27 protein-coding genes, 1 pseudogene and 1 riboswitch are annotated in these 26,283 nt (G+C 38.6%); of the genes and pseudogenes, 16 read left to right on the top strand and 12 right to left on the bottom strand.

Annotation, left to right across the window (positions count from 1 at the left end):
- Window positions 1-10 precede the first annotated feature (10 nt).
- From M028_RS0114355 to addA, 4 genes are all read left to right on the top strand, one after another.
- Window positions 11-667, top strand: coding sequence for a TVP38/TMEM64 family protein (locus M028_RS0114355; RefSeq protein WP_026574475.1), 657 nt, complete (start codon window positions 11-13; stop codon window positions 665-667).
- Window positions 657-1,211 (top strand): signal peptidase I, encoded by a 555-nt coding sequence (gene lepB / locus M028_RS0114360; protein ID WP_026574476.1) that lies wholly within the window; start codon window positions 657-659, stop codon window positions 1,209-1,211. Before M028_RS0114355 ends, lepB begins: the two co-directional genes overlap by 11 nt.
- 155 nt (window positions 1,212-1,366) lie before the next feature.
- Complete coding sequence (gene addB, locus M028_RS0114365) at window positions 1,367-4,852, top strand: helicase-exonuclease AddAB subunit AddB (protein ID WP_026574477.1); 3,486 nt, start codon at window positions 1,367-1,369, stop codon at window positions 4,850-4,852.
- Window positions 4,845-8,630 carry a helicase-exonuclease AddAB subunit AddA gene (gene addA, locus M028_RS0114370; protein ID WP_026574478.1) on the top strand — a complete coding sequence of 1,262 codons (3,786 nt, stop codon included), beginning with the start codon at window positions 4,845-4,847 and terminating at the stop codon, window positions 8,628-8,630. Before addB ends, addA begins: the two co-directional genes overlap by 8 nt.
- A 43-nt stretch (window positions 8,631-8,673) precedes the next feature.
- On the opposite strand, the gene M028_RS0114375 is transcribed toward addA, so the two are convergent.
- The 6 genes from M028_RS0114375 to M028_RS0114400 form a co-directional block, all read right to left on the bottom strand.
- Window positions 8,674-8,892, bottom strand: coding sequence for a spore germination protein (locus M028_RS0114375; RefSeq protein ID WP_026574479.1), 219 nt, complete (start codon window positions 8,890-8,892; stop codon window positions 8,674-8,676).
- Window positions 8,893-8,937: 45 nt separating this feature from the next.
- On the bottom strand, window positions 8,938-9,327 hold the full coding sequence (locus tag M028_RS0114380; RefSeq protein WP_026574480.1) for a spore germination protein GerPE: 390 nt from the start codon (window positions 9,325-9,327) through the stop codon (window positions 8,938-8,940).
- Window positions 9,308-9,514 (bottom strand): hypothetical protein, encoded by a 207-nt coding sequence (locus M028_RS0114385; RefSeq protein WP_026574481.1) that lies wholly within the window; start codon window positions 9,512-9,514, stop codon window positions 9,308-9,310. Before M028_RS0114385 ends, M028_RS0114380 begins: the two co-directional genes overlap by 20 nt.
- Complete coding sequence (gerPC, locus tag M028_RS0114390) at window positions 9,511-10,128, bottom strand: spore germination protein GerPC (RefSeq protein WP_026574482.1); 618 nt, start codon at window positions 10,126-10,128, stop codon at window positions 9,511-9,513. The genes M028_RS0114385 and gerPC overlap by 4 nt, the downstream gene beginning before the upstream one ends.
- 90 nt (window positions 10,129-10,218) lie before the next feature.
- On the bottom strand, window positions 10,219-10,464 hold the full coding sequence (locus tag M028_RS0114395) for a spore germination protein GerPB (RefSeq protein ID WP_026574483.1): 246 nt from the start codon (window positions 10,462-10,464) through the stop codon (window positions 10,219-10,221).
- A 17-nt stretch (window positions 10,465-10,481) separates the two neighbouring features.
- Window positions 10,482-10,703: a spore germination protein gene (locus M028_RS0114400; protein WP_026574484.1), complete on the bottom strand. Its 222-nt coding sequence runs from the start codon at window positions 10,701-10,703 to the stop codon at window positions 10,482-10,484.
- Window positions 10,704-10,889: 186 nt separating this feature from the next.
- On the opposite strand from M028_RS0114400, the gene M028_RS0114405 reads away from it, so the two are divergent.
- From M028_RS0114405 to M028_RS0114420, 3 genes are all read left to right on the top strand, one after another.
- Window positions 10,890-11,285: a globin domain-containing protein gene (locus M028_RS0114405; RefSeq protein ID WP_026574485.1), complete on the top strand. Its 396-nt coding sequence runs from the start codon at window positions 10,890-10,892 to the stop codon at window positions 11,283-11,285.
- A gap of 232 nt (window positions 11,286-11,517) precedes the next feature.
- Window positions 11,518-11,603: riboswitch (cyclic di-GMP riboswitch) on the top strand.
- Between the two features lie 132 nt (window positions 11,604-11,735).
- Window positions 11,736-12,827 carry a CpaF family protein gene (locus M028_RS30065; RefSeq protein ID WP_051591049.1) on the top strand — a complete coding sequence of 364 codons (1,092 nt, stop codon included), beginning with the start codon at window positions 11,736-11,738 and terminating at the stop codon, window positions 12,825-12,827.
- A 91-nt stretch (window positions 12,828-12,918) separates the two neighbouring features.
- On the top strand, window positions 12,919-13,278 hold the full coding sequence (locus M028_RS0114420; RefSeq protein WP_026574486.1) for a YisL family protein: 360 nt from the start codon (window positions 12,919-12,921) through the stop codon (window positions 13,276-13,278).
- A 27-nt stretch (window positions 13,279-13,305) separates the two neighbouring features.
- On the opposite strand, the gene M028_RS0114425 is transcribed toward M028_RS0114420, so the two are convergent.
- Complete coding sequence (locus tag M028_RS0114425) at window positions 13,306-13,869, bottom strand: DUF2777 domain-containing protein (protein WP_026574487.1); 564 nt, start codon at window positions 13,867-13,869, stop codon at window positions 13,306-13,308.
- Window positions 13,870-14,037: 168 nt separating this feature from the next.
- On the opposite strand from M028_RS0114425, the gene asnB reads away from it, so the two are divergent.
- Both asnB and M028_RS0114435 read left to right on the top strand, forming a co-directional pair.
- Window positions 14,038-15,885 (top strand): asparagine synthase (glutamine-hydrolyzing), encoded by a 1,848-nt coding sequence (gene asnB / locus M028_RS0114430; protein WP_026574488.1) that lies wholly within the window; start codon window positions 14,038-14,040, stop codon window positions 15,883-15,885.
- Window positions 15,886-15,974: 89 nt separating this feature from the next.
- Window positions 15,975-17,507: an alpha-amylase family glycosyl hydrolase gene (locus tag M028_RS0114435; protein ID WP_026574489.1), complete on the top strand. Its 1,533-nt coding sequence runs from the start codon at window positions 15,975-15,977 to the stop codon at window positions 17,505-17,507.
- A 705-nt stretch (window positions 17,508-18,212) separates the two neighbouring features.
- Here M028_RS0114435 and M028_RS0114440 read toward each other — a convergent pair.
- The 5 genes from M028_RS0114440 to M028_RS0114455 all read right to left on the bottom strand — a co-directional run bounded on the left by M028_RS0114440 (window position 18,213) and on the right by M028_RS0114455 (window position 21,393).
- Complete coding sequence (locus tag M028_RS0114440) at window positions 18,213-19,082, bottom strand: SDR family oxidoreductase (protein ID WP_026574490.1); 870 nt, start codon at window positions 19,080-19,082, stop codon at window positions 18,213-18,215.
- A 99-nt stretch (window positions 19,083-19,181) separates the two neighbouring features.
- Window positions 19,182-19,673 (bottom strand): YajQ family cyclic di-GMP-binding protein, encoded by a 492-nt coding sequence (locus M028_RS0114445; RefSeq protein WP_026574491.1) that lies wholly within the window; start codon window positions 19,671-19,673, stop codon window positions 19,182-19,184.
- A 149-nt stretch (window positions 19,674-19,822) separates the two neighbouring features.
- Window positions 19,823-20,677: a site-specific integrase gene (locus M028_RS30070; RefSeq protein ID WP_231510815.1), complete on the bottom strand. Its 855-nt coding sequence runs from the start codon at window positions 20,675-20,677 to the stop codon at window positions 19,823-19,825.
- Window positions 20,626-20,850 (bottom strand): Arm DNA-binding domain-containing protein, encoded by a 225-nt coding sequence (locus M028_RS33595; protein ID WP_231510859.1) that lies wholly within the window; start codon window positions 20,848-20,850, stop codon window positions 20,626-20,628. The genes M028_RS30070 and M028_RS33595 overlap by 52 nt, the downstream gene beginning before the upstream one ends.
- A 330-nt stretch (window positions 20,851-21,180) precedes the next feature.
- Window positions 21,181-21,393: a hypothetical protein gene (locus M028_RS0114455; protein ID WP_026574492.1), complete on the bottom strand. Its 213-nt coding sequence runs from the start codon at window positions 21,391-21,393 to the stop codon at window positions 21,181-21,183.
- A gap of 196 nt (window positions 21,394-21,589) precedes the next feature.
- Between M028_RS0114455 and M028_RS0114460 the strand changes: the two genes are divergently transcribed.
- From M028_RS0114460 to M028_RS0114500, 7 genes and pseudogenes are all read left to right on the top strand, one after another.
- Window positions 21,590-21,829 carry a hypothetical protein gene (locus M028_RS0114460; protein ID WP_026574493.1) on the top strand — a complete coding sequence of 80 codons (240 nt, stop codon included), beginning with the start codon at window positions 21,590-21,592 and terminating at the stop codon, window positions 21,827-21,829.
- A 391-nt stretch (window positions 21,830-22,220) separates the two neighbouring features.
- Window positions 22,221-22,724 (top strand): annotated as a pseudogene (locus tag M028_RS30075) (sigma factor-like helix-turn-helix DNA-binding protein).
- A gap of 80 nt (window positions 22,725-22,804) precedes the next feature.
- Window positions 22,805-23,488: a DUF4145 domain-containing protein gene (locus M028_RS30080; protein WP_035424156.1), complete on the top strand. Its 684-nt coding sequence runs from the start codon at window positions 22,805-22,807 to the stop codon at window positions 23,486-23,488.
- Between the two features lie 490 nt (window positions 23,489-23,978).
- Window positions 23,979-24,176: a hypothetical protein gene (locus M028_RS0114480; RefSeq protein WP_026574494.1), complete on the top strand. Its 198-nt coding sequence runs from the start codon at window positions 23,979-23,981 to the stop codon at window positions 24,174-24,176.
- A 72-nt stretch (window positions 24,177-24,248) separates the two neighbouring features.
- Window positions 24,249-24,410, top strand: a complete 162-nt coding sequence (locus M028_RS32835; protein ID WP_155925614.1) for a hypothetical protein — start codon at window positions 24,249-24,251, stop codon at window positions 24,408-24,410.
- Window positions 24,411-24,830: 420 nt separating this feature from the next.
- Entirely contained in the window at window positions 24,831-25,637 is an 807-nt protein-coding gene (locus M028_RS32840; protein WP_051591050.1) for a hypothetical protein, read from the top strand.
- Window positions 25,638-25,781: 144 nt separating this feature from the next.
- Window positions 25,782-26,258: a hypothetical protein gene (locus M028_RS0114500; RefSeq protein ID WP_026574495.1), complete on the top strand. Its 477-nt coding sequence runs from the start codon at window positions 25,782-25,784 to the stop codon at window positions 26,256-26,258.
- The last annotated feature ends 25 nt before the right edge of the window (window positions 26,259-26,283 follow it).

Here is a 26,283-nt window from a genome sequence, read left to right on the forward strand (position 1 = left end):
GAGAGGTATGATGGATTTTGAGATGATAAAGGAGTGGTTTTCACTCGATAATATCATGGATTTAATAAAGCAATATCGTTCACTTGGCCCGTTGCCGGGGATATTGCTTCCAATGCTTGAAGCCTTTTTGCCATTCTTGCCGCTTTTTTTATTTGTGATGGCCAATGCAAGTGCTTTTGGATTATGGTGGGGATTTTTATTTTCTTGGCTTGGTGCTTGTGTTGGTGCATTACTGCTTTTTTTCATTATCAGGAGATTTGGGCAAAGGCGTTTATTATCTTTTCTACCAAAACATCCAAAAGTTCGCAAATTAATGGATTGGGTAGACCGTCATGGATTTGGCCCGCTATTTATACTTCTTTGTTTCCCCTTTACACCATCGGCCGTGGTAAATATTGTTGCCGGTCTTTCTAAAATTAGTATGTATCAATATATGCTAGCCGTTTTTATTGGGAAAATGGTGATGATTTTTACCATTAGTTTTGTTGGCTATGATCTCCATTCACTCATTACGAAGCCTTACCGAACGATTATTGTAGTGGGCGTAATTTTCATTCTTTGGTATGTTGGAAAAAGAATTGAAGTAAGATTGAATAGAAGGATTGAAAATGACCATAATGGGGAAAAACAGGGATTGGATAGATGGAGGAGTTTCAATGAAGATTGAATGGAAAAAGGAAGGCGTGGAATGGATTAAGGCTTTTGCAATTGGAATCATTATTTTTGCTTTTATTCGGACATTTTTCTTTTCAAACTACATAGTTGAAGGGGAATCAATGATGCCAACTCTTCAGAACGGGAACAAACTTGTCGTGAATAAGCTTGGTTACCAGATTGGAGATCTAAACCGATTTGACGTGATTGTCTTTCATGCCAATCAAAAGGAAGATTTCGTCAAACGTATCATTGGATTGCCAGGGGATAAAATTGTTTATCGTGATGATCATTTATATGTAAATGGAAAAATGTATAAGGAGTCATTTTTAGATATTTATAAACAAAAAAAACCAGGAGTAAAATTAACAGGTGATTTTACATTAAAAGAAATTACCGGGGAAAATACAGTGCCTGCCGGTAAGCTATTCGTTCTTGGCGATAATCGATTAGGCAGCTGGGACAGCCGCCATTTTGGCTTTATCTCAGTCAATCAAGTGGTTGGCAAAGTGGATCTACGCTACTGGCCATTAAACGAAATGGATGTCCATTTTTAAAATAAAACTTTAAGCAGGGAGCATGTTAGCATGCTCTTTTTTTGCTGCGAATTTTTTACCATTTTTGGTTGCATAAAACGGACGTAATTCCAAACGTTTGTGCCCATTTCGTGATAAAATGAAAAACAGAGAGATTAGGGAATGGGGGTCCATACATGTCAGTAAGAATGATCATCGGGCGGTCTGGAAGCGGAAAAACAACGCTGTGTTTAAACGAAATACGAGATCGCTTAATGGAAAATCCAATGGGTAAACCAATTATTTACATTGTTCCCGAGCAAATGACGTTTTTATCGGAGTATCATTTAGCAAGAGATCCGCAAATTGGCGGCACGATTCGAGCCCAGGTTTATAGTTTTCCGCGGCTGGCATGGAGAATTTTACAAGAAACGGGCGGAATCAGCCGATACCATTTAAGCAATGTCGGTATGAGTATGCTGATTCGTAAAATCATCGAAGAACAAAAGGAACAATTAAATTTGTTCGAGCGTGCTGCAGATAAACAAGGCTTTATTCAACAATTAGAGCAGATGATTATTGAATTTAAGCGGTATTGTGTTCGACCTGAAGAACTGATCGAAGGGTCAGTAAAACTCGGCAATGAATCCGCTAAGGCACTTCAAGATAAATTGCATGATTTAGAAATTATCTATAAACATTTTGAAGATGAGGTTTTTGGAAAATACATTGACTCTGAAGACTATTTTCACCTCCTTTCAGAAAAAGTGGCATCTTCCCGATATCTAAGGGAAGCAGAAATCTATATTGATGGATTTTACAACTTTACACCACAGGAATATCTTGTCATAAAGGAACTCATGAAGAATTGTCGAAGCGTTACCATTGCGATGACGACAGATCAGGTATCTGTTCATGCAGCACCTGATGAACTTGATTTATTCAGGTTGTCTTCTGATGCTTGCCATTCTATTTTTGAAATAGCGAGTGCGGAAGGTATAGAGGTGGAAGAGCCGATTCTGCTAAAAAACCAACAAAAGTGGAATCATCCTTCCTTACGCCATCTTGAGGAAATGTTCGATGAGAGGCCTGTTGTCCCATATGGAGGGCCAACTGCAATTCATATTGGTCAAGCAGTCAGCAGGCGGGCCGAAATAGAAGGAATTGCGAGAGAAATACGTGAATTAGTCCGGACGAAAGGGTACCGCTACCGCGATATGGCCTTACTAATTCGTAACGGAGGGGACTATCATGATCTTTTGGTCCCAGTCTTTGATGACCATCAAATTCCTTATTTTATCGACCAAAAAAGAACGATGTTAAATCATCCTCTTATTGAATTCCTTCGTTCAAGCCTGGAGGTTATTCAAACGTATTGGCGCTATGAGCCAATATTTAGGGTAATTAAAACGGAATTGCTTTACCCGCTTCAGGAGAATCCCGGTAAAATGCGTGAAAAAATGGACCGACTCGAAAACTATTGCCTAGCTTACGGTATAAAAGGGAGTAAGTGGACGAAAAAAGAGCGGTGGAGTTACCGCCGTTCCTACGGTTTGGAGTTAGAGACAGTTCAAACGGATGCTGAAAAGGAAATTGAACAGGAATTAAATGAATTGAAACTTATGGTATCTGCCCCTATCTTACGATTATCTAGACGTTTGAAAAAAGCAGGTACCGGACGAAAGCTTTGTGAAGCCCTTTACTTATATTTAGAAGAATTAGAGGTACCTGCAAAGCTTGAAAAGTGGAAATTGGCTGAAGAGGAACAAGGCAATCTTGTTAAAATGCGGGAACATGAACAGGTCTGGAATGCAGTGATAGAACTTTTAGATCAATACGTAGAAATCCTAGGGGACGAACCGATTTCATTAAAAGCGTATACGGCTATTTTAGAAGCAGGATTTGAATCCCTGCGTTTTTCTCTTATTCCTCCGGCAATCGACCAAGTTTTAATTGGAGACTTGGAGAAATCAAGATTAACAGAAATCAAGGTCGCATTCGTGGTCGGTGTTAATGAAGGGGTATTGCCTGCAAAACTAACGGATGAAGGGATATTGGCAGATGATGACCGGGAAATGTTGATGATTGCCGGTATCAAGGTTGCACCAAGCAGCAGGACACGCCTTCTTGATGAAAACTTTTTAGCCTATAAAGCACTGACAATCCCATCAGATTTGCTTTATGTTACCTATCCGCTTGCTAATAATGAGGGAAAAGCACTTATTCCTTCCTCTTATATTAAAAGAGTAAAAGATATGTTCCCAGAATTAGTTGAACATGTTTTTGTAAACGACCCAGTGGAGCTGGTGGAGGAAGATCAGCTTAGCTTTGTTTCAAATCCAACTTCCACACTATCTTATTTAACAGCTCAACTTCAATTAAAGAAGAGGAATTATTCGATTTCTCCTCTTTGGTGGAATGTATATAACTTTTATATAGAAGGCGTAGGTAAAGCCCAGGCTGAAAAAGTTTTATCCAGCCTTTTTTACACAAATCAAACGGTGAACCTTTCAAAGGATGTAGCAGATGAATTGTACGGAGAGACCATTCAGGCAAGTGTTTCGAGAATGGAATTATTCAATGGATGCGCTTTTTCTCATTTTGCCCAGCATGGTCTCAAACTAAGGGAACGACAAATCTTCCGGTTAGAAGCACCTGATATTGGGGAATTATTCCATGCAGCACTAAAGCATATATCAGATACCGTAAATGAACAAAGGATTTCTTGGAGTAATTTAACGAGGCAGCAATGTGAAGTTTTATCAAAAGAAGCGGTTAATACTTTAGCTCCTAAGCTGCAAAATGAAATTTTACTGAGCTCTGAACGCCATCATTATATTAAAAGAAAATTGGAGCAAATTATTACCCGTGCCTCTCTAGTTTTAAGTGAACATGCCAAGGTTAGCGGTTTTTCACCGATTGGCTTAGAGTTAGGGTTTGGCTCAAAAGGAGAACTTCCTCCATTAAGCTTTTCTTTAAAAAATGGAAAGAAAATGGAGCTTGCGGGCCGGATTGACCGTGTGGATCAAGCAAAAGATGAAAACGGAAGTGTCTTTTTGCGGGTAATTGACTACAAATCCAGTGAAAAAGATGTTAATTTAGGCGAAGTTTATTATGGGCTTGCATTGCAAATGCTGACCTATCTCGATATCGTTATTACCCATTCAAAAGAGCTGGTAGAAATGGAAGCGACTCCTGCAGGTGTTCTTTATTTCCATGTTCACAACCCGTTTATTAATACGAAAAAAATGTTAACCATCGATGAGATCGAAAAGGAAATTATGAAAAAGTTTAAAATGAACGGGTTAATGCTGAGTGATCAAAATGTCATTCGTTTGATGGATCAAACACTTGAATCCGGTGATTCACAAATTATTTCTGCAGGAATCAAAAAGGACGGGAATTTATCTAAAAAGTCCAAAGTAGCCAGCATAAATGAATTTGAAAATTTACGGCATTACGTTCGAAATCTCTATCAAAAAACGGGAAATTCGATTATTGATGGGGCGGTTCAGATTGCACCATATAAGCTAAAAGATAAAACCCCCTGTACATTTTGTGCCTTTAAATCAGTTTGCCAATTTGACGAAGCAATCGAAGATAACAGGTACCGGATTCTAGCTCCGCACTCGAAAGAGGATGTTCTTGAGTTGGTTGGAAAGGAGAGTAACCAGAATGAGTAAATTGATGATCCCGCCTATGCCGGAAGGGGCAACCTGGACAGAAGACCAATGGAAGGCTATCATGGCGAAAAATAAGGATATACTTGTTGCGGCAGCAGCTGGCTCGGGGAAAACGGCAGTCCTTGTTGAGCGAATCATTCAAAAGATCCTTTCGACAGATGACCCAATCGATGTGGATGAATTGCTGGTGGTTACTTTCACAAATGCTTCAGCGGCAGAAATGCGCCATCGTATTGGTGAAGCATTAGAAAAGGCTATTGACCAAGATCCGGAATCAAGACATTTAAGAAAACAGCTTAGTTTATTAAATAAAGCGTCTATTTCTACGCTCCACTCCTTTTGTATGGAAGTAATCCGCAAGTATTATTATTTAATCGATGTTGACCCAGGGTTCCGGATTGCGGATGAGACTGAAGCTCAATTAATTAGAGATGAAGTCATGGATGAATTGTTTGAAGAACAATATGGAAGGCCGGAAAATGAGGCATTTTTTACCCTGGTTGATTCGTTTACGAACGATCGGAACGACGCGGCCTTAATGGATATTGTCCGCTCCATTTATGATTTTGCCCGATCAAACCCAGAACCGGAGAAGTATTTGGAATCGATTCTTAAAATGTACGATGTCACATCGATAACGAAGATTGAGAATTTACCATTTATTGGGGCACTCCTTTATGATATTGAATTGCAGCTGGAGGCGGCTAAGGAAATGATTATGAGCTGTTTGGAAATCGCAAAACAGCCAGGCGGTCCACACCCTAGGTCTGAAAACTTTTTAGATGATTTAAATGTTATTGATACGCTTATATCTGCGAAGCGAGATTCATGGCAAACGCTTTACAACGCCATGCAGGCCTGGTCTTTTTCCAGAGCGAAGCCAGTCAAAGGGGACGAATATAATAAAGATTTAACCGAGAAAGCCCAAAAACTGCGGGACAAAGCGAAGAAAAAGTTGACTGATTTAAAGGACGAACTTTTTTTCAGAAAGCCTGAAAGCTTCTTGCGTGATATGGAGGAAATGTATCCGCTGATTGAGACACTTGTTCGTTTGGTAAGTGACTTTTCAGAACGCTTCGAGAAAGAGAAAAAGGAAAAAGGGCTCGTAGATTATGCGGATTTAGAGCATAATTGTCTGCAGATTCTCACTGGGGAAATTACTAATGAAGGAGAATTTCTCCCGTCAAGTGCTGCTTTAGCCTACAAAAAGCATTTTAAAGAAATATTTGTCGATGAATACCAGGATACGAATATGGTTCAGGAAACGATCTTAAAGCTGGTGGCAAACGAAAATGAACTAAACGGCAATTTGTTCATGGTTGGGGATGTCAAACAGTCCATTTATCGGTTTCGACTTGCGGAACCTAATTTATTCTTAGGAAAATATAATCGATTTCGCCATGATGGAGAATTATCGGGTCTGAAAATTGACCTAGCCCGAAATTTCAGAAGCCGAAAAGAAGTTTTAGATGGAACGAATTTTTTATTCAAACAAATCATGGGAGTTAAGGTTGGGGAAATTGAATATGATGAAGCGGCTGAACTCCGTAATGGTGCTCCTTATCCTGAGGAGGAGCCTTATCCGGTAGAGCTATTGCTCGTAGATTTAAATAAAGAGCGTAAAGAAACCCAGGGTATAGAGGATGAAGGCGATACCTCGGAGGCTGAGTTTGATGCGGTTGATTTAGAAAAATCACAGCTTGAAGCAAGAGTGATGGCATCAAAAATTAAGGAATTAGTCTCTAGTGGAAGACAGGTATATCAAACAAAAACAAAAGCCAGCCGTCCTCTTATGTATCGTGATATTGTCATCTTGCTCAGGTCGATGACATGGGCGCCGCAAATTCTTGAAGAGTTCAAGCAGCAGGGAATACCCATTTATGCAAATTTATCAACAGGTTACTTTGAAGCAACCGAAATCAGGATCATGCTGTCATTGCTTCGTGTAATCGACAATCCCTATCAGGATATCCCTTTGGCGTCTGTTCTTCGTTCTCCCATTGTCGGGCTAAATGAAGAAGAACTTGCCAAAATTCGAATTCATAAAAAAAGAGGGTCTTTTTGGGATGCAGTTCATGCGTTCTCAAGGAGTACGGAGGCCGAAAATACCGAAGTGTTTTTTGAAAAAGTCCGTCGTTTTTCTGAGTTTTTGAATGAATGGCGGGCGATAGCCAGAAAAGGAGCACTTTCAGAACTGATCTGGCAGCTTTACCGGGATACCCATTTTTATGACTTTGTAGGAGGATTACCAGGCGGCAAACAGCGTCAGGCGAACTTGAACGCCTTATATGATCGGGCCCGGCAGTACGAACAAACCTCCTTCAGAGGATTATTCAGGTTTTTGCGCTTTATCGAAAGGATGATTGAACGGGGAGATGACCTGGGGGCGGCAAGAGCACTTGGAGAGCAGGAAGATGTTGTTCGGGTTATGACCATCCATAGCAGTAAAGGTCTTGAATTTCCGGTTGTATTTGTTGCAGGCATGTCCCGCAATTTTAATATGTCGGATATTCGAAATTCGTATATGCTTGATAAGGAGTATGGATTTGCTGCCAAATATGTAAATGTAGAAAAAAGAATTACCTTCCCGTCCTTGCCGCAAATGGCTTTTAAGAGAAAAAAGAAAATGGAAATGCTTGCGGAGGAAATGCGTGTCTTGTATGTTGCTTTAACGCGGGCAAAGGAAAAACTATATTTACTTGGAACAGTAAATGATGCCGGTAAAAAAATAGACCAATGGAATGATGGGGCGGGAAATCAGGAATGGCTCTTAAGGGACTATGAAAGGGCATCTGCCTCCTGTTATATGGATTGGATTGGGCCAGCGCTGGTTCGGCATCAGGATTGTGCAGATTTAAGAGTCTCAGAAAATAAGGATTTGCAAACTTCCAATGAAATTATGTGCCATCCTTCGGCATGGGAGATTTCTATTTTGACGAGTGAAAATCTTAAAAATCAAGAAATAGGCGATGAGAGTGAGCAAGATGATAATTTAGATTTAGTAAGATTGTCTAAATCCGTATTAGTTGATTCACCCTATGCTGGAGAAATACAGGATCGATTGACATGGGAATATATCCACCGGGATGCTGTGGCCAATCGTTCGAAACAATCCGTTTCAGAAATGAAACGGCAAAGGGAAATTTCGGATGAACAGAGTGGTTCCGACCTTATTCGAAGATTTCACAAGCCGATTTTAAAGCGGCCGAAGTTTATGCAAGAAAAACAATTGACTCCTGCGGAGCGTGGTACAGCTCTTCATATGGTGATGCAGCATGTTGATTTAACAAAACCAGTCAGTGTTGAGTCGATCCAAGCACAAATAAATAATATGGTCGTTAATGAATTATTAACCGCTGAACAAGCACAGGTAATCGATCCCCAGTTAATTGTTCCATTCTTTACATCGGAATTGGGGGAAAGGCTGTGCGCTGCGAAAGAGATTAACCGTGAAGTTCCTTTTACCATATCACTCCCTGCAGAAGAGGTATATATGAATTGGAAAGACGAAACGGAATCAATCTTTGTTCAAGGGATTATTGATTGTATATTTGAAGATGACCAAGGGCTGGTACTGATTGATTATAAATCAGATGGAATAACGGACCGATATAAAGGCGGATTTGAGCAGGCAAAACCGATCCTACATGAACGTTATAAAGTGCAAATAAATTTATATACTAAGGCAATTGAGCAAATTTGGAAAAGAAAAGTGAATGAACGCTATTTGTTTTTCTTTGATGGTGCCCATATTCTAAATCTGGACAATAAGCAATAAACTAAAAAACGACATAAACCAGTTCAGAGGTTTATGTCGTTTTTTAATTGTTTCCGACTGTAGGCTGATCAATAAGATCGGTATCAAGCACATTTGTACCGCTAATACCATTGTTCGCAACGATGATTCCTCCTGTATTAAATCCTCCGGAGCCACCGTAAGTCTTTGCAGTGCTCTTTGGTGAAATATAAACCGTATCACCAAATTGAACAATTCCTCCACTCACCGTAACGATTTGTACAGGACCAATAATTGCTGGCATCAAAAACATCCTTTACCATAAAAATGTCTAAGGTTACATATGCGGCTATTGCATATCTTGTTCATGCCCAAAGGGGAGTTCTTGCCGGATATGTTTTACTCTAGCCTCCATTGAAATATTTCTACTGTTACCTACATGTAAAATCGATGATGATGAAATACCAATAATATCAATATTTTTTACTTTAATCATTGGTTTTGGATTGTGAGGTATGAATGAAATGGCTTCGTTGATAGGCGGTAATGGAATAGTTTTTTTAAAAACGGTATAGGTTGAGAAATTTCCCTCATTTCCATAAAATCTTTCAGCTTCCCTTTGAACCGCAATAGCGCGGGAGAATCCATTAACGATACAGGAATCCCCAAGCTGAATAATTGAGGAGTAGGATAGGACCATTACATTTAATTGGTCAACATTAGACGTTCGTTGTAGCATAACCAGGGGTCACATCCGGTTCAAGCGGAACAAATGGTCCGATAATCAAGGATTCAGCAGGAGTATCAAATGCGGATGCTAATTGAATCGTTTGGGTATCACCCACAAGGACTAAGGAGGAACTGGCAACACCAGTAATTTGTATGTTTCCAACAACGAGCTCGCGGTTATAAACTTCAAGGTTCATTCGATATTCATTCCTTTCACATTATCCGGTAAATTATTGAAAAAGGTATAAACACCATTCTGAATTTCCTGTTTTAGTAATTCAATAATCCGATTTTCCACTAATGCTTTATTTTCGTCTGATTGCTCATTAACAGGAATCGATTTTAAGTGATACTCAATTCGATTGGGAAGCTGCTTTATTATATCCTGTTTTATGAAAGATAAATAGGACTCATTTGGCTGGAGCCTTAATTGTTTTTCGGTATCCTCAATTATTAGAGGTAGATCTGTTTCCAAATATCGATAAATCGCCTCTTCAATTTTCATGGACCGCTGCATTTGAGCCTTTGGAGATATTGGGGTATTCAAAGATTGACCTTGGATGGCAAAATCTTCAATTCCGGATAAGTCATTAGGATTAAGGCCAATCGAAAGCGTGCCTTCAAGGGTTTCAACCTTCAACTGATCAAATTTATATTCAATTGTATCTACATGAATCGTTGGTTTTTCCCCTATTTGCTTTAGGTCGTTCTGCATTTTTTGCAATGCCTGTTCTAATGCTGCAATCCTTTTTTCTTGTGTTTGAATGCATGATAGCAGCCACTGGATGTATTGGTAAAAATCCTGATACATTTAAATCACCCCGTCTAGTCGTCTCCCTACCCTAAATAAATGTATATGCGGAACGACCCAAGACATGCCAATTATTTTGATAACAGGATTTTACTCATCCGTTCTTACCGGTGCCTGCAATGGAACAGCCGGTGCCAAGATTTGTGAGGACTGTGCTATAGGGACTTCACCGGGCTTGATGGCTTGCGGTGCCGGTCCCGTAAACCCGCCAGTGTTATACAAATAAGCGGCCGGTTTAATGATACCAGCACTGCCAATTTGCAATACAGAGGAATTGGTAATCCCGCCAATTTTGATAAAATTAATTTGAATGGACTGCTGGATGTAAAAATTCATTCTAGATCACCCATTCATTACATATTAAAGGCATTTGCTTGATCAATCATGTCTGGATCCGTTGTATTAGTGGAACTTAAATTGTTATGGACGTTTAAACGTTCCCCCGTATTAAAGGAACCTGCTCCAGAGAATGTTTTTGCTGCGGCAAAGGGCATAATTTTATAAACATCTCCAATGTGAAAAACTGAACTGTTTCCCAGTGTAATAACCTGGGCAACTCCAACAATGGCCGGCATAATCAACACCCTTTTTTATAGGTTTCTTAACTTATCATATGTATAGGCGGATATAATGTGATTCATTCGCCCAAAAAATTTGGGCTCTAAAAATTACAGGCCATTTTGTGTGATATGGATCACAAAACTATTCTTAATTTAAGTTTATAATTATAAAAATAGTAAATATTAAAGTGGGTGAAGAAAATGAATTATCAATTTAAGACACTTTATAATGAAATTGGCGGACAAGAAACAATTGATCAGCTTGTTAATGCCTTTTATCCACGTGTATATGATGATAAAGATTTAAGGCCATTATTTGAGGGCGATATGAGTGAAATTATGAGAAAACAGCGCATGTTTTTGCCACAGTTCTTAGGGGGGCCAGCGCTATACAGCCAGGAATTTGGACCACCGGCGATGCGCGATCGGCATCTGCCTTTTGAAGTGACACCTAAAAGGGCAAGGGCTTGGCTCCGTTGTATGTGGGAGGCATTTCAGGAAATTGGCCTGGATCAAAATCCGGCCGGATTAGCTTTTTATGACCGTTTAACACAAGTTGCCGGAATCATGGTTAACAGTCCAGATTCGGATGAATAATTATAGGTTTAATTCCTCTTGCTGATTCAGGCAGGGGGATTTTTCATTTTAGTGATATAGGATGAAAGTCCAATTTCCTGCAAAAATAATCAATAGTTATGCGTTAAAAAGAATAAATAGTTCAAAGGGACTATCATTTTTGGTAGTAAATAAGAAAAAGGTCGGGTATTCTCCAAGAGGAAAACGTTCTATGATGGGATTAAGAGATCAGTCGGTATAAGAAAGACACTGAACTCGATAAAGGCAAAGCTGATGAAAATCAGTGACGCAAAGCTACAGGGGCTAAGGTGCTACGCACGATGCCAGCCAGTTACCGAAAGATCAGGGTGTTTTATCACAAGTATTTTTTAGAAAGCATAGGCATTCTATGTTCTGAAGAGTATTGTGTCTACAACCCCCCCTTTAGGTAAAGGCGGGGTTATTTTTTTTGGGGAAAGGCAGGGTGTATTCATGGGTTTAATAAATCAAAATAAAAGAAACCAAAGTGGCGGTGAGGCAGCTAAAAAGGCATCTTTTGTTAAACTCAATTCATCCTCTCCCAATTTTGCGAATCACAAAGCAAGTTGTAATCAAGAATTACTATTCGATTTGGCAGATTTCTGCCAGCTTAAACAACTTCTATTAGATAATGACGTTTCGGAAGTAATGGTGAATGGTCCTAATCAGGTATACTGTGAACGGAAAGGGAAACTGATTTTAACATCCATCCAATTTCACGATAATAAACATGTTATTAGATTAATAGAAAAAATGATTGCCCCGCTTGGGCGAAGAATTGACGAGAGTTCACCAATGGTGGATGCAACGCTTCCAGATGGGTCGCATGTGAATGCAATTATTCCTCCATTAGCAATTAATGGACCGGCTATTACGATTCGAAAGATTTCAAAGGAATCTTATAAAATGAATGATTTAATTAATTTTGGTACAGTAACAGAGGATATTGCAGTTTTCTTGAACGCATGCGTAAAAGCCAGGCTTAATCTGTTTCTCAGCGGTGGGACAGGTTCAGGTAAAACGACTACTCTCAATGCTCTAAAGAGTTTTATTCCGAAGGGTGAACGCTTGATAGCGATTGAGGAAAAAGAAAAGGCAGCGACTGACCATATTATGGTTGATGAGATTCGCGGTGAGGAAGCCTTTGATTTACTTCAGGCTCTGAATACATGTAACACTGGGGCTCTGGCCGCAGGACATTCCAATTGCCCAAGGGATATGATTACTCGTTTGGAAACGATGGTGCATATAGCAAGGGTGGATTTAGAGGTAAGGGCTACTCGAAACCTAATCGCAAAAGCACTTGATGTGATTATTCATCAGACCCGTTTAACGGATGGATCTAGAAAAATAATCAGTATTGCAGAGGTTTTAGGTGTGGAAGGTGATAGAATCTTATTACAGGAGATTTTTACCTTTAAACAAGAAGGAATCAATCGCGAAGGGAAAATTATCGGTCGTTTGGTACCGACTGGCGTAAGGCCAAAATTTTATAAGCAGCTTGAAGCAACAGGTATATCCATGCCGACTTCTTTATTTCATTAACAATATTGTCAGGATTTAAGCCCTAATTTTTAGTAATTTTAATTTGCCTGTGATATGATAGTTTGGACTATACATAAGGAGGCAAATTTACATGATTCACGCACATATTACGACATGGATTGTAGCACTTATTTTATTTTTTGTTGCGCTTTCTTTACATAAAAGTGGCAAAACAAAAGGTGTGAAAATTGTCCAAATGATTTTAAGATTATTTTACCTATTGATTATTGCAACTGGTGTTGGTCTGCTGTCGCAGGTATCTATTATTGACTGGAAATATATTTTAAAAGCAGTAGCTGGACTATGGGTAATCGGAACCTTTGAAATGATTTTATCACGGGTAAAAAATGATCGTAGGACTTCCGTTTTTTGGATTCAGTTTGTTGTAGCTTTCGCCCTTGCTTTATATTTAGGATTTGCCGTACTGCCAATGTCTTTCCTACATCCATAAAAAAAACTGCCTTTATTGGCAGTTTTTTTATGAAATCATTTTCTCAATGATTAACCTTTTCCCTGTATTCAATGTAAATTCAAATCGATCATTGACCTTTTCAAAATAGAAAAAATGGTGCTGTACATTGCAAATTTGTTCCTGATTATCAAAAACAATAAAATTTACCCCATCCTTACGCTGTTCCTCTGATAAGAAAGATAAATGGTTATAGCAGTAGATACAATCATAAATAGAAAAACCTAATGAGTTGAGGGTAGTGACAAATTGAAAAAAGGCATCATCATTAATCCCTTCAAGCAATCTCTCCAGTGAATACACCAAATGCTTCCTGATTCTTACCTGATCATGGTCACGAAGCATAATGACTTCGTTTCCCAAACGGATTTTTCCTGACTCAAATAAAATCCCTCTTCTCCAGCGATTCATCCGGAAGATTTCCATTTCTTGCTGATGAAAATCTTCAAGCATGTTTGCTTCTTCCGTTTCTTCATCAAAGAAAATCCATTGATCATTTATTTGCTCAACAGTTCCCTCGTTAAAGGCTCTCTGTTGATTATCATAAAGTTTATTTCGCTGCTGTCGATTCATGTTTAAACCTCCGTGCCAAATGCTTTCATCTTCTTTGTTGACATCTTCTTGCAAATTTATAACTTGGTATACCATTTTATTTGGACAATTAACCAATTGCTTTGGGCTGAATACACTAAAACATGTAATTGAAAATGGAGTTACAGTAGTAGAAAGGAGCCAACTACCGTGTGCGGGATATCTGGATGGGTAGATTTTGAAAAATTATTAAAAAATGAAACAGAAACAATAGCAAAAATGGCCAATACACTTGCAAAAAGAGGCCCTGATGAAACGAACATCTGGACAAATACACATGTTGGTTTTGGACATAAGAGACTCATTGTTGTCGACCCAGAAGGGGGAAGACAGCCAATGTCAAAACAAAAAGAAGGCATTGTGTATACCATTTGCTACAACGGAGAATTATACAACACAGAAGATTTACGTAAAATTCTCCTTACTAAAGGATATTCTTTTAGGGGTCATTCTGATACAGAAGTTCTGTTAACTGCCTATATAGAATGGGCGGAAGAGTGCGTAAATTATTTAAACGGAATTTATGCGTTTGCTGTTTGGGACAGTAAAAAGGAACAGCTATTTATTGGACGGGACAGATTAGGGGTAAAACCACTCTTTTTCATGGAACACAAAAAAGGGTTACTTTTTGCATCAGAATTAAAAGCAATCCTTACGCACCCCGAAATCAAAACAGAACTCGACCGTGAAGGGCTGGCCGAGATTCTTGGTACGGGACCATCAAGGTCACCAGGTTCAGGGATTTTTAAGGGAATGAAAGAGCTGCGGCCGGCACATGCATTGACCTTTTCAAAAGATGGCCTAAAAACTTGGCGTTATTGGAACGTGAAAAGTGAAGAACATAAAGATTCGGTGGAGGAAACAGCAGAAAAGGTACGTTATCTAGTAACAGATGCAGTGACGAGACAGCTTGTTTCAGATGTTCCATTATCCACATTTTTATCAGGCGGGCTTGACTCGAGCATTATAACGGCGATTGCAGCGAAAGGCTTTCAAGACCAAGGGAAAGGGCAGCTCCATACGTACTCAATTGACTATGAGGGCAATGATCTCCATTTTGCCGCAAATGAATTCCAGCCGGATGCAGATGGAAAGTACATCCAAATGATTATCGACAAATTTAATACCTCACATCATAACAAAATGATTTCACAGCAAAAACTAGCAGACGATTTGATCGAAGCGGTTCATGTCAGGGATTGCCCTGGAATGGCGGATGTAGACTCCTCCTTGCTCTGGTTCTGCAAGGAAATCAAAAAGGATTTCGTTGTTAGTCTTTCAGGAGAATGTGCAGATGAAATTTTTGGCGGCTACCCATGGTTTCATCGGAAACAAGACCTTGAACGTGCGGGGTTTCCATGGATGCGTTCCGTTTTTGAAAGGGAAAATTTATTGAACCAAAACTGGCGGGGAAAATTAAAACTATCTGAATATGTAATGGAAAAGTATCAGCAAGCGGTAAAGGAAACACCGAGCTTACCGGGAGAAAGCGTGGAAGAGGCAAAACGACGGGAGCTATTTTATATTAATATGACTTGGTTCATGACCACCTTGCTTGACCGCAAGGACCGAATGAGTATGGGGGCCAGCCTTGAGGTCAGAGTTCCTTTTGCCGATCATCGTCTTGTTGAATATGTCTGGAATATTCCATGGGATGTGAAGATGTACCGAGGAAGGGAAAAAGGGATTCTCCGTAAGGCATTTGAAGGGATATTACCCGAAGAAGTTCTTTATCGAAAGAAAAGTCCTTATCCCAAAACACATAATCCGGAATATACTGCTATGATCCAAAAACGAATGGTAGAGATTTTAAAGGATAAATCATCAGCTCTTCATGAATTTTTTGATAAGACCTTATTACAAAGTATTGTTGATTCCGGGGGAGAATCCTTTAAAGAACCATGGTTTGGTCAGCTGATGACAGGGCCGCAGCTGTTAGCTTATTTTGTTCAATTACACACATGGTTTAAAGACTATAATATTAACATAGTAAATTGAGTTAAAATTTGGATTTCAAACCATAATTCGATTAAAATTGGTTTAGGGAAGAGGGAGAACCTCTTCCCTTTTTAAGGGAGGAACAATATATGAAAAGAATCATACTCATTTTAATTTCAGTTTTTCTGATGTCTTCCGTTCCTGCAAATGCTGCAGTAAAAAAAGATAAGCGGTTATGGCAGGATGAGTCCATCTATTCAATTATGGTGGACCGCTTTAATGATGGAGACACAAGTATCAATTACAATGTAAATACAAAAGATCCTAATGTCTATAACGGCGGCGATTTTCAAGGAATCATCGATAAACTTGACTACATACATGATATGGGTTTTACCGCTATTCGGCTTAATCCGATTTTTGATAATGCCGACAAAGGATATCATGGCTTTTGGGTGAAAGATTTTTATAAAACGGACGAGCATTTTGGCTCAATTAAGACCTTTCAAAAGCTGGTTAACGAAGCTCATAAACGCAAAATGAAAGTATTAATTGATTTTCCTGTAAATAATGTGGCAGCAGATCATATGTGGGTGACAGACCCAAATAAGCAGGATTGGTTTCATAAAAAACAGGATATCCAGGACTGGAACAACGCCCAAGAGGTTGAAAATGGCTGGGCAGATGGGTTGCCGGACCTGAATCAGGATAACCCTGAGGTAAAAAACTATTTAATAAAGGCTGCTAAATGGTGGATTCAGAAAACAGATATTGACGGATATAGTTTACCCGAAGTAAACATGGTGCCTGTTAGCTTTTGGCATGATTTTTCAATGTCAGTTAAAGGTGTGAAGCAAAACTTTTTTCTAATGGGAATTCCGGCAGTAAAATCACCATCCAATGAACTAGAGTATGAAAAAGCAGGGATTGATAGTCTTTTTAATGGGCCCGTTAGTGCGGATTTAAGGGATGCCTTTGCCACTACTAACCAATCCATTCAACCTGTTTTTTCTGAATTGGACAAGGGAAACAAACCATTTGTCGCGTCAGCCAACATGGCAAATTATTTCGATAATGAATATACAACAAGATTCACCCAAGATATTGTAAAAAATAGACAGTTCCCCGGTTCCCGTTGGGAGACGGCGTTGACCTATTTATATACGATTCCAGGAATACCCGTAATTTATTATGGAACGGAAATTGCTTTGAATGGCGGTGATATTCCGGATAATCGCCGGCAGATGAGCTTCAGAGCAGAAAAAGATTTAATTGATTTTATCACAAAAATCGGAGAGCTTAGAAATCAGCTTCCATCTTTGACTAGAGGAAATCTCGAAGTGTTATATGAAAAAAACGGAATGGTCATTTATAAGCGTGAATATAAAGGTGAAACCTCGGTCATTGCAATTAATAATACGAGAAAATCACAAAGTATCACGTTAAAGGAGAAGCAATTAGATGCGGGAAAAGAGCTTCGCGGTTTACTTAACGGTGATACGGTAAAGAGTGAAGGGGATAAATATACGATTATTCTCGACCGGGACAAATCCGAAATTTATGTTTTGGCAGAGAAGACGGGGATAAACATACCGTTTGTTTCAGCGATTATGATCGTCATTATTTTAGCTTGTTTATTTTTGTTTTTGGTTATTAAGAGAAGCAGGAGAGAAATGAATTAAGAAAACGCACCGGAAAAGGTCCTTAAAGGGTTCCGTTTTGAGGTGCTTTTCTTAAATTACGTGCCGAAATGACAGTCGTATTGGTAACGTTATTGGTATATAAAAAAGTAAAACTTGCCCTAGTTGGCGAGTTTCTTTATTAGGAATACAAAAAAATCTTACCGTAATGCATTAGATTGAGGTTCTTTTGGATTTTTGGGTAAAACTCACTCCTTTTAAAAAAGATGTCTCGTCCTAATCTAGTAACCAGCAAAAGTAAGCGAAGATTTTTCGGTTAAATGTAGAATGTAGCTCATTTCGGGGGAAATAAGGGAGGATTTTCCGATTATGCAAAGGAAAATCTCCCATTTTCACGTTTTTCGAGTCAATAGGCGAAAAATCTTCGTTTATTCAAAGCTTTTTGTATGAAAATTTCTAATTAAGCGAAATTTTTCCGTCTATTTATCTGATCGGGTGCTTAACCTAATCCCCCAACCTATAAACGGTGCTACAAATGAAAGAAGTTTTGACCTTATTTTTTAATGGTACAATACTTATTGTCCATCATAATAATGATGTCAATTGCTATGTCAAAGGTAATGAAATTTCGTAGAACCCTGATAAATAAAAAAAAGACGTATGCCAATTCATACGTCAATTCTTGTGCCTTATAATAAGAATGCTCCCCTTAACGGAACCCTTTAAAAAGATCCTCGGTGCATTTTTTTATCCATTTATGACTTCCCCGCCGTTTACATGGAACATTTGGCCGCTAATATAGGAGGAATCATCGGATGCTAAAAAAACATAGCTTGGAGCAAGCTCATGCGGCTGCCCTGCTCTTCCTAATGGAGTGGTCGATCCGAATACAGCTACTTGATCCTCTGGAAAGGTAGATGGTATGAGCGGGGTCCATATTGGGCCGGGTGCAACCCCGTTCACTCTTATTCCCTGCGATGCAAGCGATAGGGCAAGCGAGCGAGTGAAAGAAACAATTGCCCCTTTTGTGGCAGAGTAATCCAGCAGCTGTTCATTTCCCTTGTAGGCAGTAATGGATGCTGTATTAATAATCGATGCTCCTTTTTTTAGATGTGGCAGGACCATTTTTGACATATGAAAATAGGAAAAAATATTGGTGCGAAATGTCTTTTCAAGCTGGGCAGCTGTAATATTCAATAAGCTTTTTTGCGGATGCTGTTCCGCCGCATTGTTTACAAGTATATCAATCTTACCGAATTCTTCGATGGTTTTGTTCACGACATCCTTACAATAGTCTTCACTGCCTATATCACCGGAAAAGAGCAGGCAGCGCATTCCTTCTTCTTCTATTAACTGTTTTGTTTCTTCCGCATCCTGATGTTCTTCTAAATAAACAATGGCTACATCCGCGCCTTCCTTGGCAAAATAAATGGCCACCGATTTACCAATCCCACTGTCACCACCAGTAATAATCGCCGTTTTTCCGGATAATTTTCCGCTGGATTTATAATTTGGATCAATCGAAATGGGTAGAGGGTTCATTTCACTTTCTACGCCAGGCTGATGATTTTGGTGTTGTGGCGGAAAAACTGCTTTTGGTTGCTTTTGGCTGCTCATATTGTTACCTCCAAGTGTTAATTACACCTGTTAGTCTTCGATAAAAACCAAAGAATATGAAAAAAGGGAAAAGGTTTTTCAAACCGTTTCCCATTTTTTCTATCGATAATTAATAAACTGAACATCTACAGTAAGGTCTGCTTCTCGGACTAATGAAATGATTTTTTGGAGATCATCCCGGTTCTTGCCGCTGACACGTACCTGGTCGTCCTGCACCTGGCTTTTGACTTTAACACCGCTATTTTTAATGATTGTGTTTATTTTTTTTGCATTTTCTTTATCAATTCCTTGAACAAGTTTCGCCCTTTGCCTTACGGTTCCTCCAGAAGCTTTTTCAATCTTACCGTAATCAAGATTTCTGATCGGGATCCCTCGCTTAATCAGTTTGCTTAAGAGGACATCCTTCAATTGGTCTAACTTATATTCGTCATCAGAAATAAGGACAAGCTCTTCTTTATCGAGTGATACCTCACTCTTACTGCCTTTAAAATCGTAACGGGTCTGAATTTCTTTCATTGTTTGGGTGATTGCGTTTGTGACTTCAGAAAAGTCTACTTTGGATACAATATCAAACGAACTGTCTTTAGACATAACAAAATCCTCCTGTTTATCATTTCGCCAATTTTTGCATGGTTTCCCTTTATGGGTACATTATAGTAAAATACAACCTCTTTGCAAACCCTTGAATTTAAAGGGGGTGGGGGCATCTTTTGAAAAACCTCCCCCAAAACCTCCCCCAATTACAAGGTTAATGCTTGTTCAAAAGCTTGAACGGATTCTTCTTCTAAATCCTTGAAAGAATGCCCATAAATGTCTAAAATCATTTGTGGGGTATTACCTAATCGGTTAGCGATGACTTTCACAGGGATGCGTTGACCAATTAAAATAGTTGCGTGTGTGTGACGCAATCCATGGACTGTTATTCGTTTACAGCCCGTTTTTTTTACGATTAAATTCATTGTAGATATCGGTTTTCCGGTTTGGTAAGAAATAAAAACAAAATCATCATTTTTAAAATGCTTTCCAAAAAACAGCATGGTGGCCTTACACCATTTTTTATAGGACTCCAAGTGAGTAAGTAAGGTGTCATCGATCAAGATCGTTCGGTAGCTATTTTTTGTTTTGGGAGTTCTGACTCCGTGGTTATCCCTGGTTCGCTCGACGGTTAGGGTTTTATTTTTAAAATCAATGTTTTCCCACTTTAATCCAAGTGCTTCACCTTTCCTGAGACCGGTATAAGCCAGCAGCAAAATTAGGGAATAGGTTGTTATCGTACCTAACCTTTTTGCATCCTGGAGGAATTTTTTTAATTCTTCTGCCGTGAGAAAATTATCAACTTTTTTATCCATTTCAATCGTGATCTTTTTGAAACGGTTCCTTAAAATGATTTCATCGTCTACAGCTGCGTTTATAGCAGTTTTATATATTCGATGAAAGATTTGAACAGAACCGGGAGCATAATGTTTTAAAAGCTCATTAATAAAAACTCGTTTATATGTGGTTTTGTCTAACGCTGTTAACTTATATTTACCAAGCAAGGGTTTTATCTGTAGTCGTATAGCTGATTCTCTTTGTTGCTTCGATGTAATTTCCATTCGTTCTTATGAGTCTCAAACCAAATATCTAACCATTCTGAAACAGTCAGATTAGAATTTTCTACTTGTTTGACTTCTCCAATAACCACACTGGCCTTTACCTCAAGAAGCGCCCTGTAGGCCTCTTTCTCGGTCTTAAATCCTTGCTTAGATTTCTCTTTTCGTTTACCCAGTGCATCATAATAACGGTACCGTTAGCACCACATTTTTTCGCCTTTAGCATTGAAATAATAATATAGATCATTGTTTTTTTGGATTTTTGCATTTTCATTAATCTTTTCCCTTTCGTTGCGTGGACAGACGCTCATTAGGGGGATTAAAGTGAATGCATCACCTCTATTAAAGCACAGATGTTCTGCTTAGAAAATAAAAAATTAATCCATTGAAAAAAGACTCCGTGGTTAGAAAGAGTCTTTTTCTTAAACAAAAATAAGTTAATAAAGGGATAAAAAAGCTATATCAATTTATTTTTGATTTAATAATTTTAAAAAAATAAAAACGAATTATTCAATTCCTTTTTCCTTGGAATGCATGTTAATTGCATTAATAGCTTTTTCAACTGTATTAAAAATATCTTTGGCTTCATTTCTAGAGATTGGCTTTTCAACAACTCCATGAGATATATGGTTTCTTAAAGCAATCCCACTCCATAAATCTAAAAAGAAAGGTTCTTTTGTAATATCATAATCTAAGTGTTTTTCTAATGGATTTCTCAACTTCCCATTTATGGGCAAATCTTTTAGATAGTCTAAACCAACCTCGGTGGGAGTTCCATTATTTTAATAGCTTGAAGTAATAGCTCATTATAACGAGGTCACTGGAAGAATAGCAAGGAAAGCATTGTTTAGCTGAACAAATTAAAGATCAGTTCGAGGATTTACGTCGCACTCCGGAGAAAAGGAGGTAAAGAAAATGAGTAAGAATAGAATTGAAAAAATTAATGAATTGATCAAGAAATATTATGATTCAGAGGATTTATTTGAGCAGACCGATTTAGCGATTGAATTGATTCAGAAACACTTAGGATGGTTAATCGTTCGATCTGAAAAAGCCGAATCACTACAACTGCAATTAGATGCAAAAATAATGTTTGTAAATAACGGGATGGAAGAATACCAGTATGTTTTTGCAAGAAAAAGTTATCCGTTATGAAAAATTATTAAAGGAAATTGCAAAGGAAACAGGAACACCTTATTCAAAAAGTGCATTGGAAGCATTGGAGGAACTGAAGTGAGTCTAATAAAACACTATAGCATTCAACTATTGTGGATTTTATTTGGTGTAGTGCTAGGGTCGGCACTATTTCATTAACCTCATACTACGAAGAAATTGTAAAGGGAGTGAAACCCGATGATTGGCAAGGTAACTACTTGGCAAATGACAACTGAGCAATTAGAGGAATATCGAAAGCAGCACCCAATTAGGCCATAAGGATTATAATTGGAGAGGGGAAAAAGGAGCCAATAGCAGGTGGGGCAATTAAAAAAGCCAGGATGACTCCCGGCAATGTCGCACTACAATCTTATCATAGGAGGTCTTGGCTTTGGAGCAACTAATCCTCGAATATAAAGAATCATTAAAAGTTGTCCGAAACCTCCATTGTTCAGCAGATGAAAAGGACAAAAAAATTATTAGTGAAATGATCAGTGATTTAGAGTATGCAATTGAATGGATGAGCACCGGCAGGTGCCCCGGAAATAGAAGAGGAATTGAACGATTAGCAGCATACCAAAGAGAGCGGCCGTTTGATCCGTTAATAATGCAACGTTACTTTCGAAGTAAAGAGTTTGATGCTTACGAATGGGATGATCATCTACAAGAAGACGTTGTATCCCCGATGGATAAAGAACGTATTGAGGATGCTCTTTCTGTTCTGACTGAAAACGAAAAGGAAATTTACTTAATGTCCAGAGGCCATTGCTTTTCTTTTAAACAGATTTCGGAATATTTAGGGGTAAGTAAGAGTACTATATAAAAAACACTCGAGCGTGCGGAAATCAAAATATCTTCAAGGATTAGTAATAGTCTATTCTGTTTATCAGGATAGGCTATTTTTTTATGTTAACAAGGAAAATCAGTCTAATTATCGAATTTACATATATAGAGTTTTGAAAGGAATGAAACATTATGGAGGAGAAGGTTATAACTTGTTTTCATTGTGGAAATAAAACCTCAATGAAGGAAGTTGCTAGACATAGGATTGTTGATAAAGATGAAATATGGAATTATCCTAATGATCCATTTGGTCCAGAATATATTGTTGAATTCGGGAAGACATGGTATCTCTTTCTTTGTCCAGTTTGCGTGGAAGTAACCTTGGACAAGCATTCGTGGTGCAGTGAGGAAACCGAACCAGGTGGGAATCCCATAGTAAATGAAGAGATTCTTTATCCGGCCACTTCACTAAATGTGCATTATATGCCTAAAGGAGTAAAAGATGCGTTTGATGCTGCCTTGAAAGTAAGGAACCTTGATGGGGCTATTTGTGTTCTAGCTTTAAGAAGAGCGCTTGAAAAAATGTGTAAGCACAAGGGAGCAGTTGGAAGAGATTTATTTGCCAAGCTGAAAGATTTACAAGAGAAGAAAATCCTTCCTGAAATAATAAATGATATCTCTTATATTTTAAGGAAAGAGGGAAACTCAGCTGCACATGCTGATGATATTGAATTCGACCAGGAAACTGTTAATTTAATGATTGAATTCACTAGGACAATTCTTGATTTTGTGTATACTCTTCCTGAAAAAATAAAAAAAGCTCAGGAAAGAATCAAGAGTCATGAAAAAGAGCCTAAAGTGGAGCAAAAGGCATAAAATTTGTCGTACGTATGCCACCTATAAGTGAAGAAGGCGATACTGGCAATGGCTCTTAGCTGTTAGGCGGTATCGTCTTTCTATTTTCGCTGGACTTCGCATAGCGATAACCGGCTATTTTGCTATTTACTTAGAGTAAGTGCCCTACAAAGGGTAATGCTGTCCCCAATAAACAGCATGAATTTATTACTCCACTCCTGGGTATGTTAGATTGCCTTTCTTCTGAACATAGCTCATAACCGAGTCTTTTGGGTAGCAGTGATCCCAGCTGTGTAAGGGTTGGATCGGGACGGTTTGCCATCTACCGCAGTAAAGATGGCTGATATATAAAAGCAGCTGATGCCGCTGCAGAGGAACTGTGCTAAGGGGCAGGGCTGATAACCCTGACAGGCCTTCGGCTGTTTTTATATGTTTGTCAAAATTTGACGAACGATAGTGTTTGTCCATATAGTTCCTTTTGCTCATAATTAGGGCGAAAGGAGGTGGAAATATGTCTGGAATATCTAAAACGGATAAAGAACTCGCAACGGAATTAACCATTGCTGTTATTAAAGCAAAAGCAGACATTATTAGTTCGATAGATGCTAATATGGTCAAAGATAACAAAGTTAAAGAATGGTTGAACGATTCTCAAATCACTCAAACATTTAATAAGATTTACGCAACCATTACTGAAAAAACATATTAATTAAATTCAGGCATCCTTTAGAGGGTGCTTTTTATTTTGGGGGTGCCTCTGGATATTGGGGAGGTCAAGTGCATGAAGAGGCTGGCGAGAGATGCACAATTTTATGTTTGGCTGCCTTGTTTTAGGGGAGGAGCTCCTGAGTATAAGGGGGAGACAAGTGCACGAAGGGACCGGTTAAAGGTGTACAAATATGTTGGTGAGCTAAGTTTAGCTTTAAATGAGTACTGTACCTAACAGCCAGTATAGTTTGTTCTTCTGTGGGTCCAAACTTGGACCCTATCCCGGGAACAGAGGAACAAACGAAAACCCATAAGGTGATTTGTGGTTGAGCCTTATAAATAAAACGCTGGCAGTGCACCACAACGCACAAGCCAACCATCTCGACCAAGTGAAGGGTTAGGAGGTCCGGCTTTTTTATGTATTTACGTATTAGGCGTTCATCATATTGGGAACAAAGAGCTGTCTTTATTTTGCCCGCTACCGCTTGTCAACAGCTACAAAGGATTTCCGATCATATCCTAGCCACAATCTCCCGAAGGATGTCGTTTAATGCGTAGATACGATTATGGCTCTTTAGTGTAATTGGTCACAAATGAAGAAATTCATGAGGATGAGGTTCAACCCCTCGAAGAGTCTTTAAAAAGGAGTATTCCAATGAAAGGGTGGCTTGAAATCTCCATCAAGAATGGCATTAATCCAAGCACTTTTAGTAGCAGAGTCAACCAATACGGTTGGAGTCCTGAAAAAGCCGCGACTGAACCCGTAAGAAGACGTCCGGATAGAAAATGGCAGGAGATAGCGCAATCTAATGGTATTAGCCATAGAGTTTATGTACACCGAGTAGATAATCTTTTTTGGAGTCCAGAGGAAGCAGCTACTACTCCTCCAATGACAAAGGTAGAGGTCAGTAAATTAGGGAATCAGATGAAGGCTGAAATAAAAGAGCTCATGGATGAGAGAATCTTTAATGACGAGGAAAACATGTTTAAGTTAACTCCTCAGCATATAGCGATAGCTGCGAATAACAAAATTAAAGAACGTACTGTCCGTGCAAGGGTTTATTATCATGGCTGGACCGTCCAAGATGCCATTAGTGTCCCGACAAAAGGTTCAGCCTTTAAAAGGCCAGAAGGATATTTTGATTACCTTAATCTAGCTAAACAAAATGGCATTAAAGAGTCTACGTTTGGATACAGAGTAAGATACGGTTGGTCTCTGATAGATGCAGCTCCTCGAAAACCATCGTTATCCAATCCCACTAGACCGGAATTGAAATGGACCAAGCTGGCATTAAAAAACGGTATACATCGGGAAACCTATTGTAGTCGCATTAAATTAGGATGGAGTCCTGAAGACGCTGCAACAACACCTCCATTGAAAAAGGGGGAATATTTGAATGAACAGAATCGCGAAAAAGAAAAAATGGCATTTAAGAAATTTAGAAAAGTTAAAAAAGGGTGAGGGCTTTGGTTAATGAAACCCAAGCACTAAGCGAACACAAGAAAAATGAATTGGCCCTAAAATATCAAAAGGTAGTTTTTTTTTGCAAACAAGTATAGGTTTTTGGATGGGCATATCTAGGTTTAGCAAAGGTAATAGTTTACCTTGAGGAAAATCCTGATATCAAATTTTGAAAAAATTGTATTTTCTAAAATTAAGAAAGAAATATTTGCCGAATACTCAAAAAACAGGAAATATAATTCAGAAACAAGCTTACAGCATACCTTTTCGGCCGGACAAGATACTGAAACAACCCTTGAACATTTTATTGAGGATCCAAACACTATTTCTTTAGATGAACAGGATATCAGACAGATTATTGAAGAAGCTTTATTTGAAGAGTCAGAGACTTTTAAGAAAATAAACTTTGAGTATTTGTTGACGAATAAAGAACCTAAAGAAATTGCTGCGGAATATAAGGTTACAGATCTAGTGTTTAAAAAGATACGTCAAAGAGGGAAAGCCTTAATTAAAAGGTATTTGGTTAACAACTACTTCATTTTAGAGTATGTGTCGTGTCCAGATAATGAATTGAAAAAGGAGAAAAAGATTTTCAACCATCGGGAAATTCTTTCTGATTAGTTTGGAAAGGTTAAATTCATTTTAA

It is taken from the genome of Bacillus sp. UNC438CL73TsuS30, from assembly GCF_000482325.1.
Lineage (GTDB): Bacteria > Bacillota > Bacilli > Bacillales > Cytobacillaceae > Neobacillus.

Coding starts and splice junctions, on each gene's coding strand:
- M028_RS0114355 (WP_026574475.1), top strand. CDS start 11: ATGGATTTTGAGATGATAAAGGAGTGGTTTTCACTCGATAATATCATG.
- lepB (WP_026574476.1), top strand. CDS start 657: ATGAAGATTGAATGGAAAAAGGAAGGCGTGGAATGGATTAAGGCTTTT.
- addB (WP_026574477.1), top strand. CDS start 1,367: ATGTCAGTAAGAATGATCATCGGGCGGTCTGGAAGCGGAAAAACAACG.
- addA (WP_026574478.1), top strand. CDS start 4,845: ATGAGTAAATTGATGATCCCGCCTATGCCGGAAGGGGCAACCTGGACA.
- M028_RS0114375 (WP_026574479.1), bottom strand. CDS start 8,892: ATGCCAGCAATTATTGGTCCTGTACAAATCGTTACGGTGAGTGGAGGA.
- M028_RS0114380 (WP_026574480.1), bottom strand. CDS start 9,327: ATGCTACAACGAACGTCTAATGTTGACCAATTAAATGTAATGGTCCTA.
- M028_RS0114385 (WP_026574481.1), bottom strand. CDS start 9,514: ATGAACCTTGAAGTTTATAACCGCGAGCTCGTTGTTGGAAACATACAA.
- gerPC (WP_026574482.1), bottom strand. CDS start 10,128: ATGTATCAGGATTTTTACCAATACATCCAGTGGCTGCTATCATGCATT.
- M028_RS0114395 (WP_026574483.1), bottom strand. CDS start 10,464: ATGAATTTTTACATCCAGCAGTCCATTCAAATTAATTTTATCAAAATT.
- M028_RS0114400 (WP_026574484.1), bottom strand. CDS start 10,703: ATGCCGGCCATTGTTGGAGTTGCCCAGGTTATTACACTGGGAAACAGT.
- M028_RS0114405 (WP_026574485.1), top strand. CDS start 10,890: ATGAATTATCAATTTAAGACACTTTATAATGAAATTGGCGGACAAGAA.
- M028_RS30065 (WP_051591049.1), top strand. CDS start 11,736: ATGGGTTTAATAAATCAAAATAAAAGAAACCAAAGTGGCGGTGAGGCA.
- M028_RS0114420 (WP_026574486.1), top strand. CDS start 12,919: ATGATTCACGCACATATTACGACATGGATTGTAGCACTTATTTTATTT.
- M028_RS0114425 (WP_026574487.1), bottom strand. CDS start 13,869: ATGAATCGACAGCAGCGAAATAAACTTTATGATAATCAACAGAGAGCC.
- M028_RS0114435 (WP_026574489.1), top strand. CDS start 15,975: ATGAAAAGAATCATACTCATTTTAATTTCAGTTTTTCTGATGTCTTCC.
- M028_RS0114440 (WP_026574490.1), bottom strand. CDS start 19,082: ATGAGCAGCCAAAAGCAACCAAAAGCAGTTTTTCCGCCACAACACCAA.
- M028_RS0114445 (WP_026574491.1), bottom strand. CDS start 19,673: ATGTCTAAAGACAGTTCGTTTGATATTGTATCCAAAGTAGACTTTTCT.
- M028_RS30070 (WP_231510815.1), bottom strand. CDS start 20,677: ATGGAAATTACATCGAAGCAACAAAGAGAATCAGCTATACGACTACAG.
- M028_RS0114460 (WP_026574493.1), top strand. CDS start 21,590: ATGAGTAAGAATAGAATTGAAAAAATTAATGAATTGATCAAGAAATAT.
- M028_RS30080 (WP_035424156.1), top strand. CDS start 22,805: ATGGAGGAGAAGGTTATAACTTGTTTTCATTGTGGAAATAAAACCTCA.
- M028_RS0114480 (WP_026574494.1), top strand. CDS start 23,979: ATGTCTGGAATATCTAAAACGGATAAAGAACTCGCAACGGAATTAACC.
- M028_RS32835 (WP_155925614.1), top strand. CDS start 24,249: ATGAAGAGGCTGGCGAGAGATGCACAATTTTATGTTTGGCTGCCTTGT.
- M028_RS32840 (WP_051591050.1), top strand. CDS start 24,831: ATGAAAGGGTGGCTTGAAATCTCCATCAAGAATGGCATTAATCCAAGC.